The following is a 13,000-nucleotide window of genomic DNA, read 5'->3' as shown; positions in this document are numbered from 1 at the left end:
CCTGCTCCTTCAGAAAGACGCGACAGGTGCGCCAAAGCGGGTTTCGTCAGGCACAACGCCAAGACCCGGGCCAGTTGGCACTTGTATATGCCCGGCCTCAATCCGAATTCCATTCTCGGGGTCGTAGTTGCCTTCGATATACGGCGCAGCCAGCCAAACGCCTTCCAGAAGATCGGGTCGAACCGTTGCGCCAATATGCGTGCAGGCCGCGGCGATAACATCTCCGCCCCAGCTGTCATCGCAGGTATGGGGCAGATTGCGCGCCTCGCAAATGTCTCGGAACGCGCGCATGGGCTGCAAGCCGCCGATGCGCGTGACTTTCATACCGAACCCGTCGACCAAACCGGTGCCCGCCGCAGTGATCACCGTGTTCAGGCTGGTGCTGTTTTCATCCATGTAGATCGCGTGGCTGACCTGTGGCCTGATTTTCTGCAGATCTTCAATCGTGTCGCACGGTTGCTCCATCACAAAGGGAACATCCGGGCATTCGCGGCTGACCCGCAGCGCGTCGCGGGTCGTCCAGCCACGGTTCCCGTCGACGGCAAGTCGCATTCCGGACCCGCCGATGGCCTCCCAGACTTTTCGGATGGTCTCGATATCCATCTCCACGGGCCGTCCACCGACTTTGATCTGCAGGCGTGGATAACCTTCGGCCAGTTTGTCTGCTGCCAGACGCGCGATATCATTCGGGGCACCAACACCTGTCGCGTAGTAAGACGCAACTCTGTCTGTAACGGTGCCTCCCAACAGGTCCGATACGCTGACCCCAAGGTGTTTGCCGAGCAGATCATGCGCCGCGATGTCGATCGCGGCCTTGGCGTAGTTGTGACCGTTCAGCAAGCTGTCCATCTGGCGATGCAGGCCTAGCGGCGCAACCTCGGCTCCCAAAAGACCCTGAGCCATCTGCGCCAATGCGGCACGCGCTCCGGCTGAGTGGGCTTCGGCATAGGTCGGGCCAACCGGGCAAGTTTCGCCCCACCCGACCAGACCGTTGTCGGCAACCAGCTTGACCAAGGTTGTATCCAGGGCCCAGACCTCGGCCTTCGCCATGGTGTAGGGACCGTGCTTGACCGGTAGATCGTGACTGTAGATGTGAATTTCGGCGATTTTCACGGCTTGTGTTCCGTACTGCTGTTTAAGGAAAAAAACCCGCCCAATGGTCCGGGCGGGTGAGTTTCGGGGGAGTTGATCTCAGTAACTCTGGTTCAGTTCGTCGGCCGCTGGAATCTCGCGTTCGCGCCGGGCGATGTAATCCAACAAGGCTTCGTTTCTGGCCTCATCCAGTTTGGGCTCCTCATACTCGGCCAACAGGGATCGGGCGCGGTTCAGGGCGCGTTCGGTAATTTCGACACTGCCCTCCGCCTGCCACTGCTCGATCGAATTGTTGTCGAACAGTTCGGGCATGAAGAATGCGCTCTGGAAGTTGTCCTGCGTGTGCGGGTGGCCCAGATAGTGCCCACCGGGGCCAACATCCGGCACCGCCGCGATGGCCTGATCGAAATCGTGCCACTTCGGGCCCTCGGCCATGCGGTACGCCATCGCGCATTGTTCGGCATCGACGATGAATTTGGCGACCGAGCAGTGCATCCCGGCCTCGTTCCAACCGGCGCTGTGCCAGATGTAGTTGGCACCGGCATGAACAACCGCCTGCAACGTCGTCGCGGATTCGTACCCGGCCTGCGCGTCAAACGTCTTGGCCCCGCCCAGCGTGTTCGAAGTGCGCCACGGTACATCGTAATGCCGCGCCATCTGACCGATCATGAAGTTCATCAGGCTGATCTCGGGTGTCCCCGCCATCGGCGCGCCGGACTTCATCGACACGGTCGACAGATAGTGCCCATAGATCGCCGGAGCACCCTTGCGGATCACCTGCGTGTAGGCCAGCGCACTCAGCGCCTCGGCATTCAACTGGGCAACGGTTGCTGGGACGGATGCAGGCGTATTGGCCCCGCCCAGCACGAAGGGAGAGCAAAGTACCGGCTGATTACGACGGCAGAAGGCTCGCATTGCACCCAGCATGGTTTCGTCCCAAACCAGCGGCGAGTTGCCGTTGCAATTGCCGGTCGTGACCGGGTGATCCTCAAGGAACTCTTCTCCGAACAGGATTGCGCACATATCCATCACGTCTTCGGCGTTCTTGGGCGAGGTGGTCATGCCCATGAACGTCTTGTCCGAATGCTTCATTGACGAATAGGTAATCCGCAGGTGTCGCTGGCTGATCGGGTGGTCGTAGGGCTCGACGATGTGGTGCGCCGAGCTGTGCAACGCGGGCATCATGTGGCTCAGCTTATGGAACATCGCCAGATCGTCCAGGGTGGGGTTTCGGCGCACATCATCGAGATCACGCAGGAAAGGTGCGCCAGTCATCGGCACAAAGATCGAGTGCTTTCCACCTAGGCGCACGTTCTTTTTGGGGTCACGTGCGTGATAGGTGAAATCGCTGGGAATGGTGGCAATCAGCTCGCGCACCAGTCCGCGGTCGAGATAGACCAACTCACCTTCGACCTTGGCCCCGACCTTCTTCCAGTCTTCCAACGCAATGGGGTCGCGGAACTGAACGCCGACATTCTCCAGAATGTCCATCGAGGCGTTGTCGATGCGTTCGACCTGGCTGCCGTCCATTACCTCACACAAGGGAATGCCTCGTGTCAGGCCGGGCAGCATTTCAATGTTCGGGGCGGTGCGCTTGGCGCGGCGGGCAGAGCGTCCGCCCGAGCGTGTCGCAGTACGAATGTTCACGGGGCAATCCTCCAATCTTGTACTCAGATTGACGGATTCGGCGGCTTCGCACCTCACTGATTGCGATGTCTGTTTGCAGGAAGCGACACCGGCCCGGAACGAAAAACGCCGCCCGTGCTGGGGCGGCGTCCACTACTTTATACGAACGCGCGCTTATTCAGCCGCCTGCGATTGCGACGCCAGCTTATCCCGCTGGCTGTCGCGGAAGAGCGCCTTGGCCAGCGACACGCACATCAGACCCATCACCATAGTAAAGGGCAGCGCACCGATGATCATCGCATTGCGTAGGGCGTCCATCGGGTTGTTGTCACCCGCCGCCAGGATCAGCGCGCCGATCACAGCTGTCAGGATCACACCCCAGATGATGCGGTGCTTGATGCCGGTTTCCTGGCTGCCACCGGACATGATGGTGTTCATCACCAGAATACCCGAGTCCGCGGACGTCACCAGGAAGGTCATGATCAGGATCACGCACATGACGTTCAGCATGGAAAGCAGCCCACCGTCGATCATGAAGGACAAGGTGGCGAACAGCTTGTTGGTGTTCGACGCACCGATGATCGCGCCTTCGGCTGCACCTGCCAGCTCCAGATCAATCGCGGTTCCTCCCAGAATGGTCATCCAGGCAAAACAAACCAGTGCCGGTGCAAAGACACAGCCGAGGATGAATTCGCGTACGGAACGACCTTTGGAGATGCGCGCCAGGAACAAGCCCACGAAAGGCGAGAAGGCGATCCACCAGGCCCAGTAGAACGTGGTCCAACCTGCCTGCCATCCGAACTGACGACCCTGCTCGCCGGCCGCATATACTGCGGCCAGTGTTGCCTCGTCCAGCTCGGCAGCGGCGCCTTCCAGGCCGCTCTTGAAGCCGTCAAAGCTGCCCCAAGCGTTGGTCGCGCCGCCCATCAGGGCATCTGCATGGGCTTGTGCTTCGGCAGGCAAAGCCGCTGCAAAGGTTTCGGCAGACAACGGACCGTATGCACCAAAACTCAGTGAGATGAAGTGCAGGATGTAGTCCACCATCGCCGTGCCATAGGTGGTCATGGCAAAGACGAACGAACCGAAGACCACAAACGTGCCCAGCAGGATGATCGACAGAACCAAGTTCAGGTTCGACAGGTATTTCACGCCTCGGCCAACACCGGACACAGCCGAGATGATCGACAGGCCCATGATGACAACCAGACCTGCAATCAGGCCCACTTTGCTGGGGGTTGGCACTTCGCCACCCAGATCCATGACCCAACCCATGCCGGTGATTGCATAGACACCATCGATGAACTGGCTGACACCGTAACCTATGGTCACCGAAACACCGAGGATCGTCGCAACGACACCCAGAACGTCAACAACATGTCCGAGGAAACCGTTCATCAGGCGACCGAACAGCGGAGTCAGCGCCGAACGGATCGTCAGCGGCATACCGCGCGTGTACGCATAGTAAGCCAGCGAAAGGCCGGTGACGACATAGATCGCCCACGCATGGAAACCGTAGTGCAAGAAGGTAAAGCGATAGCCCGACTGCAGCGCCTCGGGCGTGTTGCCCTCGACCGCGCCCGAAACGACAACGGGGTTCGATCCCCACAGGCCCAGTGGTTCGGCTGTAGCAAAGACCATAAGGCCAACACCCAGACCCGCGCCGAACATCATCGAGAACCACGAAAAGTTCGAAAACTCAGGCTTTTCACCCGGCGTTCCCATGATCCGGCGACCCGTGGCTGGAATGATGGCGACAATGGCGAGGAAAAAGAAAAAAGCGCCGACGATGATGATGTAGAAGCTGTTGAAGATTTCCAGCAATTGGCCGTTCAGAGTGCCCAGTGTGCTGGTGGCGTTCGCCGGAAAGACCAGCGCCCACAGAACAAGAGCCACCATAATGCCCTTACTGATAAGGGCGATTGGGACGCTGTAGTTTTCATAGAATCCGGCATCAGCCGTTTCTATTTCAACGTCCGTAAAGGGTTCGGGTATCGACATGTTTCTCCTCCGTGTGTCGTTTTCTATCTTGGGCCTTTTTGCTGATGATCGACCGTCCAAGGCACGGGATGTTGGGGACGATGCGACAGCGGGCATCTGGTGACTTTGTGTTTCTCGATGTTCAGAACCCAGCACGACAGGCGCGCAGCCGTATGGCTCGACGCTTTCTGAGTTGCAGTGAATTCAACACAGAGACTTTACGGGCTGTATTCAGTCTTACCAACCGGGGATGAGTTCCGCGCCTCCTCCACTTTCCCTTTCCGCAGTCAGTTTGAGACGTCGCCTTGAGGCAGAACCATCTTGCGACGCCGGGCATTTTCACCCAGAAAGCCTGCTGAACACGACATTTGTTGGTGAAACTGACTATAGTGGCGCACCAATCTAAATTCGGCCAGAACCGACGCATTGACGAAAAATGCGACATCCACCCCGTACGTGAGCTAAAAAAACACCATTTCCGTCAGACAGGCCTAGCTTTCACCTTCAAAAAAACTAAAACTGAGTTGATAAAAACTAAACTGAAACCTAGCAACGATTCACCAGCCACTATGTCCAGACGCCACTACAACCTGCCACCGCTGACAACCCTGTCCGCTTTCGAGGCTGCAGCGCGCCACCTGAGCTTCAAGAACGCCGCCGTTGAGCTGTCGGTCACACCCGGCGCGGTCAGTCACCAGATCAAAGCGCTGGAAGGCGATCTGGGCACTCCTTTGTTCCAACGCAAGCATCGCGGTGTCGATCTGACCGAAGATGGCAAAGCGCTGTATGAGGCACTGTCCAAATCCTTTGGCCGAATTTCAAACACCCTGAACACAATCCGTGACAGGTCGACAGCCGGCAAGGTCACCGTTGGCTCGACGACTGCGGTTGCGGCTCTCTGGTTATCCCCGGCCGTCATCCGGTTCTGGCGCGACATGCCAGAGGTCAATGTTGATCAGTTGTCTCAGGACCGTCCGTTCCGCGATCGTCCAGATGTCGACCTTTTCATCCGTTACGGGCGACACAGCGATCCAAGCCTGTCCCACACGCCGTTGTTCCGCGATCACCTCGTCCCGGTCGGTAGCCCGGAGGTCGCCGAACGCCTGACCGGCGCCAGCCTCGAGGAACTGGCTGCCGAACGGTTGATCCATCTGGATTCGGAAGATCGCACATGGACAACTTGGCCCGAGTGGTTTCAGCAATTGGGTTTAAACGACGCGGTTCCCATTGAATCTCGCGTCAACAGTTATTCCGTCGCACTACAGCTTGCCCGCAAGGGCGCGGGGCTGGCTTTGGGTTGGCAGCGCCTGATTCAACCGATGCTTCAATCTGGCAAACTGGTGCCGATTGGCCCGCACCAAGTGGCCGCTCCCAACCAGTTCTACCTTGTTGGACGCCCCGATGATGAGCTTTCCGAAAGCGCCCGCGCCCTGAAAGCATGGATCATTCAAGAAGTGCAGGAAGGTTCGGTTTAGGTGAAATCACCCACTGATGAGCTTTTCTGATATTGAGACCATCAGGTTCGATCCGCCAATACGGTCAAAGATACATCCAGCAAAACCTCAGGAGAGCCCGATGAACAAGCATAGCGCGCTGTCTTCCGTTCTGGCCGACGTCAACGTCGCAAATGGCCTGCCGAATGAACATTATATCGACCCGGCCGTTTTTGATGAAGAAAAGCGTTCCGTGCTTTATGCCAATTGGTCCGGGATCGGGTTCGGCAAAGACGTGCCGGAAGAAGGCGATGCGAAACCGGTCGACTTTCTGGGCATGCCGCTTCTGATTGTCCGGGATCGCGACGGTGAAGTTGGCGTGTTCCAGAACACCTGCCGCCACCGCGGCATGATTCTGGTGGACACTCCGCGCAAAATTGGGGGCGCGATCCGCTGCCCCTATCACAGCTGGTGTTACAGCCTGAAGGGTGAGCTGCGCGCAACCCCGCATGTGGGCGGCCCTGGCCAAAACAAACACGAGGATGTCAAACGCGAAGATCTGGGACTGGTGCGCGTGCGTTCATACGTCTGGCGTGACGTGATCTTTGTGAATGTCGACGGCAACGCGCCCGAGTTCGAAGAGGTACACGGCGCCCTGCTGGAGCGCTGGAAAGAATTCGAACAACCCGTTTTCCACGGTGGCGAGACGTCCTCGTTCAAGTTGGAGGTCAAAACCAACTGGAAACTGGCGGTCGAAAACTACTGCGAAAGCTACCACCTGCCTTGGGTGCATCCCGGCCTGAACAGCTATTCCCGCTTAGAAGACCACTACAACATCGAAGCGCGGGGCCACTACTCTGGTCAGGGTACGCTGGTTTATCGCCAGTTGACCGATCAGGACGGCGCGACCTTCCCGGATTTCGACGGCCTCAGCGACAAGTGGAACGAAGGCGCGGAATACATCGCGGTTTACCCGAACGTTTTGCTAGGTGTTCAGCGGGACCACGCCTTTGCCATTGTGTTGGAGCCGGTGGACCACGAAAACACCGTCGAGCACATTGAGCTCTATTACGCCAAAAGCGTCGAAGACACGCCCGAGCATGACGGCCTGCGCGCGTCAAATGCTCAACTATGGAAGACTGTGTTCGAAGAAGACGTCTTCGTCGTTGAAGGCATGCAGAAAGGCCGACACGGCATGTTGTTCGACGGCGGTCGGTTTTCACCGGCGATGGACGGGCCGACGCACAACTTCCACCATTGGGTCGCGACGCAGATCGAAAATGGCCGCGCGGAATAAACCTTTTGGACCGGCCCGCCATGTCACGGTGGGCCGGCCTCCCGTTGAATGCGGACGCCCATGGATAAACAGGATCTGGATCGCCTTTTACTGGACGCGCATGATCGCAATGATCATGCCGACCTGATCCGGTATTACGCCATGGCCGCGGATGAGCGCGAAAAGGCGCAAGACATCGACGCGGCCTGTTTTTACCTGACTCATGCGTTTGTTTTCGCACTGGAATCCGGCGCACCAGAAGCCGATGCGCTGAACCAGCGGCTGGTCGCGCATGGCCGCGCGCATAAGCTGGAGTTCTGAGGCGCGCCTCGGATTAAACCCGCTCAACCCAACATGAAATTTATGTCCGTTGCCGGTGTCACAGCGATGGTGACACAAGGCTGCTGGACCAACTTTGATACGGCAGGCTCATGAAAACGAATGCACAGGCGGTGGTGATTGGCGGCGGGGTGATCGGATGCTCGATCCTCTATCATTTGACCAAATTGGGATGGTCGGATGTAGTGCTGCTGGAACGGGATGAACTGACGTCAGGCTCGACCTGGCACGCGGCAGCGAACATCCACGGGCTGCATGACAGCACCAATATCAGCCGCATCCAGCACTACACGATGAACCTGTACAAAGAGCTTGAGGCTGAAACGGGTCAAAGCTGCGGCGTCTTCCAGCCTGGGTCGCTGTACCTTGCGCAGACCGAAGAGCGCGAACACCAGCTGAAGCTGCAGGCCGCCAAGGCCAAGCTGTATGGTATGAACTTCTATGAGATCAGCATCGAAGAAGCGCAGCGCCTGAACCCGCTGGTCAACTACGATGGCATCCGCTGCGTGATGTACGAACCCGACGGTGGTAACGTGGATCCTTCGGGTGTGACCAACGCCTATGCGGTCGGCGCGCGGCAACGCGGGGCCGAAATCCATCGCTTCACCCCCGTCATCGCGACCGACAAGCAAAAAGACGGCACCTGGATCGTTCGAACGCCGAAGGGTGAAATCCGAACCCCCTGGGTCGTGAACGCAGCCGGCCTGTGGGGCCGCGAGGTGGCCAAGCTTGCCGGCATCGAATTGCCCCTTCAACCGACCGAGCACCAGTATTTCGTGACCGAGACCATGGCCGATGTCGAAGCACACGGCACCCGCCTGCCCTCGGTCAGCGACCGCGATGGCGAGTATTACCTGCGGCAGGAAGGTCAGGGCCTGCTGGTCGGGGCCTACGAGAAAGGCATGAAATTCTGGGCCGAGGACGGCACGCCCTTGGACTTCGCGCACGATCTGTTCCCTGACGATCTGGAACGGATCGAAGAGAACATGATGAACGCCATCGAACGCCTGCCAGCCGTGGGTGAAGCCGGGATCAAGCGCGTCATCAACGGGCCGATGATCTGGTCTCCGGACAGCAACGTGCTGATGGGTCCAGTGCCCGAAGTTGACGCGTATTTCTGCTGCAATGGTATCATCCCCGGATTCTCACAATCCGGCGGCATGGGCCTGATGGCGGCTCAGTGGATTATCGAGGGCGAAACTCAATACGACATGTTCGCCTGGGATATGGCGCGGTTCGACAGTTGGGCCACCAAAGACTTCACCATGGCCCGCGTAAAGGATCAATACGCCCACCGTTTCGCCATCCACTTCCCCAACGAAGAACGCAGCGCAGGACGCCCGGCGCGCACGCGACCGATTTACCAGAAACAGGCAGAGATGGGCGCTGTGTTTGGGCTGAACGCGGGATGGGAACATCCGCTGTGGTTTGCGGACTCGCCGGGCACCACTGATACCAATGGCTTTACCCGCCAGAACTGGTGGGGACCCGTCGGTGAAGAATGCCGGATGCTGCGTGATCGCGCGGGGATCATCGATATCTCGAACTTTGCCAAGTATATCTGCAAGGGACCCGGCGCCGAGGATTGGCTGAACGCCGTCTTCGCCAACACCATGCCCAAAGCGGTGGGACGGTCCTGCCTGACGCCGCTGATCTCAAAGCGCGGCGGCATCGCCGGGGATTTCACCGTGACCCGCGTTGCTGAGGATGAATTCTGGATCATTGGCTCGGGTATGGCCGAGCGCTATCACAAACGGTTCTTCAAGCAGGTGTCCCTGCCCGATGGCACCACGTTCGAAAGCAGGACCGAGGCAATGTGCGGCTTCAACGTCGCCGGACCGAAGTCACGCGAGATTCTGCAGCGCCTGACTAACACATCGCTTGCCACCGAAGACTTCCCTTTCATGCGCTCCGCCAAGATCGAACTGGCAGGTGTCGAGGTACTGGCATTGCGAGTCTCGTTCACTGGCGATCTGGGGTGGGAGGTTCATTGCGCCACCGAAGATCAGGAACGCCTGTATGATGCCTTGATCGAGGCCGGTCGGGACTTTGGCGCAGGTCCTGTAGGCAGTCGGGCACTGATGTCTTTGCGTGTGGAAAAAGGCTACGGATCGTGGAGCCGCGAATACAGCCCGGAATATTGGCCTCATGAGGTCGGTCTGGACCGCTTGTGCAAGTTCGGAAAGGACTTCCTGAACAAGGATGCAGCCGAGGCGGTGCTGAGCAACCCTGCCCGCGAGCAACTTGTGCTATTGCATCTGGACGAACAGGACACCGCCGCATCCAATGCCGATGCAACCGGGGGGGAGCCGATTTTCAAAGACGGTCAGGGCATCGGGCGCGTTACCTCGGGGGCTTACGGCTACTCGGTGGGCATGTCGTTGGCACTTGGCTATGTCGCCGGTGTGGAACCGGGGGAAGAGGTGCAGGTCATGGTTCTGGGCCGCCCGCACAAGGCGATTATACTGCACGAGCCGCCCTTCGACGCATCGGGCAAAGTGCTTCGCGGATAGTTCGGGAAAACTGTTGACGCAGTTACATAGGCCGGCCTCAAAAGCCGGCCTTTTTTTGCACTGTGCGGTTAAGAAAACTAACTCATAGCGACGATGCTTTCATTAAAAAACTTCTAAATTATAGCGAAATGAACGCATGTGAATCTCTCAGAATACTTTAGCTCATCTCATGGCGAGAATTTAGCCTGTTGAAAAACCCGCGCCGGATGGGAAGTTGGCACCATCCCTTTGACCCTCCAGAACACAGGCAAACAGGCCATGGAACCAGACTTTACAACCCAACTCGACGACAAGCTCCGCGCCAAGCGCGAGTCCTTCGACAAGATTCCGGTGATCGACATTGCTCCGCTGCTGGACGGCAGCGACAAACTCAAAGTAGCCCGGGAAATCCGCTGGGCGCTGTCCAATGCCGGCTTCATGTATGTGAAAAACCACGGCATCGCGCAGACCTTCGTTGATCAGGTATTCGACGTCACACGACGCTTTTTCGAGCTGCCGATGGCCACCAAAATGGCTTTGCACGTCAGCAACTCGGATGTCGCATTACGCGGCTATATTGAGCCATTTGGCGAAAACACAGATCCAGGCAAAACCAAGGACCTGAAAGAATGCTTCGACCTTGGTCCTGAGCGCGCAGCACTGGAGGGGCCGTTCTTTGGCCCGAACCAATGGCCCAGCGCCCTGCCCGAATTCCAGGATTTGACCTATAGCTATCACCAGAAAATGGTGACCCTGTCCAAGCACCTGCTGAAGGGCATCGCTCTCAGCCTGGATCTGCCCGAAACGCATTTTGAAAGCCTGATGCAGGACCCGATCAGCATTCAACGCCTTTTGCATTACCCGCCGCAGAACGGCATGATCGACGAAAAGATCATCGGCATTGGCGCTCACACCGACTATGGGAACCTGACAATTTTGGCACAGGACGACGTTGGCGGCCTGCAGGTCATGAACCGTGAAGGCAACTGGATCGAAGGCACGCCAATCCCCGGAACGTTCGTCATCAATATCGGTGATCTGATCCAACGCCTGACCAACGATGTCTACCTGGCCAATTTGCACCGTGTCATCAATGCGACCGGGCGCGAGCGCTATTCGATCCCGTTCTTCATTGACGCGGATTACGGTGCCACCTTTTCTCCGCTGGAGTCGTGCATCAGTGAAGCCAACCCCCGGCGTTACGAGGCCGTAACTTGCGGCGCTCACAAGTTTGGCCGTTTTGCGGCCAGCTACCAACACCTGAAAAAGGCCGGTTAACGACCTTTCTTCTCACTGCGAGACGCCGCGCTTTGGCTAACCGGCATTTCAGAGTATAGCTGTGCATGTCACGGTTCGGGCGCGCGAATTACCGCTCCGCCCGAACCCCAGACGGAGACCGTTGGCATGACTGCATTTCTGATTATCGTCCTTCTGATCGCCGCGTTTTTCATCGGCATGAACCTGTGGACCAGGCGCCTGACTCGTCAGGGGTTGGAACGCGTTCCGCAACTTGGCGATATTGTACCGGTGCAAGGCGGCAGCATTCATTTCGTGGAAAAAGGCGATCCCGCCAATCAGACCATCGTGCTTATTCACGGGCTGGCGGGGCAACTGCAGCATTTCACCTATGCCATGGTGGATCTATTGGCCACGGACTACCACGTCATCGCCCTCGACAGGCCCGGCTGTGGGTATTCGATCCGAGAAACGGCCGATCTGGCACGTCTTCCCCAGCAGGCCCGTATGATTCACGAGTTTCTGGACGCCAAAGGAATCTCCAACGCCGTTCTGGTCGGGCATTCGCTGGGCGGGGCCGTATCCCTGGCCATGGCGTTGGATTACCCTGAGAAAACCAGAGCTTTGGCTTTGCTGGCGCCATTGACGCAAAAACTGCCCGGATCACCTCAGGTATTCAAACCGCTGGAAATCCGCACCGAGTGGTTGCGCGAGTTGATAGGCAACACGATCGCAGTGCCGTTGTCTGCAAAGACCGCCCCCCATGCCCTGGACGCCGTTTTTGACCCGGAAACCGCGCCAGACGACTTTCTGGACCGAGCAGGTGGCGCGCTGGGCTTGCGCCCGTCGGCATTTGTCACCGCCTCGCAGGACGTTGTCGGACTCGATCTCAGCATTGATGCCCAAGTAGCCCGTTATGATGAGCTGACCGTTCCCGGAGGTATTTTGTATGGCGCGCAGGACGCAATCCTATCCCCGTCCGCACATGGCCCCTCGATGACCCAGTTCGGGCTGAGCAACAAACAGATCGAAGGGTTGGGCCACATGATTCCCATCACCGCGCCTGACGCCTGCGCGGCCTTCGTTCGCAAGATTGCAGATAGTGTGGGAACCGAAGCCGAAGCCGCCAGTGAAACGGTGTAAACGGCGACGAAAATAATCCCGGCCAGGCGCTATTTCCCCCTTGACCCTCCCCGGCCCCTCGCTTAAATCGCCTCTCACGCATGGCGGAGTAGCTCAGTTGGTTAGAGCAGCGGAATCATAATCCGCGTGTCGGGGGTTCAAGTCCCTCCTCCGCTACCATTTCCCCCTTAAAAACACAGTCTTGGAAGATGCCGTAGGTTCGCACGCACCTCAGTGGCGCCAATTGTACCATTTCCGTACCATTTAATCCTACTTTCGCATGTGTATCGGAAACCTTTATGTGCGCGAAGGTTACCCTAGGGTCAGGATTCATAACCAATAGATGACGGTTGCTGCGAGCGCGATGGCAGAAAGGAATACTTTGGGACAGCGGTCATAGCGGGTTG

At 58.0% G+C, this 13,000-nt stretch carries 9 protein-coding genes and 1 tRNA gene; 7 read left to right on the top strand and 3 right to left on the bottom strand.

Features of this window, described 5'->3' with window-relative positions; genetic code table 11:
* Window positions 1-9: 9 nt before the first annotated feature.
* From ACR0J0_RS18700 to ACR0J0_RS18690, 3 genes are all read right to left on the bottom strand, one after another.
* Window positions 10-1,113 carry a mandelate racemase/muconate lactonizing enzyme family protein gene (locus ACR0J0_RS18700; RefSeq protein WP_480665541.1) on the bottom strand — a complete coding sequence of 368 codons (1,104 nt, stop codon included), beginning with the start codon at window positions 1,111-1,113 and terminating at the stop codon, window positions 10-12.
* A gap of 78 nt (window positions 1,114-1,191) precedes the next feature.
* The gene (locus tag ACR0J0_RS18695) at window positions 1,192-2,739 is read right to left on the bottom strand and encodes a trimethylamine methyltransferase family protein (protein WP_480665540.1); all 1,548 of its coding nucleotides are present in this window, start codon (window positions 2,737-2,739) and stop codon (window positions 1,192-1,194) included.
* Window positions 2,740-2,892: 153 nt separating this feature from the next.
* The gene (locus tag ACR0J0_RS18690) at window positions 2,893-4,716 is read right to left on the bottom strand and encodes a BCCT family transporter (RefSeq protein ID WP_480665539.1); all 1,824 of its coding nucleotides are present in this window, start codon (window positions 4,714-4,716) and stop codon (window positions 2,893-2,895) included.
* Between the two features lie 548 nt (window positions 4,717-5,264).
* Between ACR0J0_RS18690 and ACR0J0_RS18685 the strand changes: the two genes are divergently transcribed.
* From ACR0J0_RS18685 to ACR0J0_RS18655, 7 genes are all read left to right on the top strand, one after another.
* Window positions 5,265-6,170 carry a LysR substrate-binding domain-containing protein gene (locus ACR0J0_RS18685; protein ID WP_480665538.1) on the top strand — a complete coding sequence of 302 codons (906 nt, stop codon included), beginning with the start codon at window positions 5,265-5,267 and terminating at the stop codon, window positions 6,168-6,170.
* 100 nt (window positions 6,171-6,270) lie between these two features.
* Entirely contained in the window at window positions 6,271-7,425 is a 1,155-nt protein-coding gene (locus ACR0J0_RS18680; protein ID WP_480665537.1) for an aromatic ring-hydroxylating oxygenase subunit alpha, read from the top strand.
* Between the two features lie 60 nt (window positions 7,426-7,485).
* Complete coding sequence (locus tag ACR0J0_RS18675; protein ID WP_480665536.1) at window positions 7,486-7,725, top strand: hypothetical protein; 240 nt, start codon at window positions 7,486-7,488, stop codon at window positions 7,723-7,725.
* 110 nt (window positions 7,726-7,835) lie between these two features.
* Window positions 7,836-10,256 carry a GcvT family protein gene (locus tag ACR0J0_RS18670; RefSeq protein ID WP_480665535.1) on the top strand — a complete coding sequence of 807 codons (2,421 nt, stop codon included), beginning with the start codon at window positions 7,836-7,838 and terminating at the stop codon, window positions 10,254-10,256.
* A gap of 258 nt (window positions 10,257-10,514) precedes the next feature.
* Entirely contained in the window at window positions 10,515-11,513 is a 999-nt protein-coding gene (locus ACR0J0_RS18665) for an isopenicillin N synthase family dioxygenase (RefSeq protein ID WP_480665534.1), read from the top strand.
* Between the two features lie 126 nt (window positions 11,514-11,639).
* Window positions 11,640-12,614, top strand: a complete 975-nt coding sequence (locus ACR0J0_RS18660; protein ID WP_480665533.1) for an alpha/beta fold hydrolase — start codon at window positions 11,640-11,642, stop codon at window positions 12,612-12,614.
* An 82-nt stretch (window positions 12,615-12,696) separates the two neighbouring features.
* Window positions 12,697-12,773, top strand: a tRNA-Met gene (locus ACR0J0_RS18655).
* The last annotated feature ends 227 nt before the right edge of the window (window positions 12,774-13,000 follow it).

The sequence above is a fragment of the Ruegeria sp. BF12 genome, from assembly GCF_056538705.1.
The sequence above is the reverse complement of the archived record's forward strand: the minus strand, read 5'-3'. Positions and strand labels throughout refer to the sequence as shown.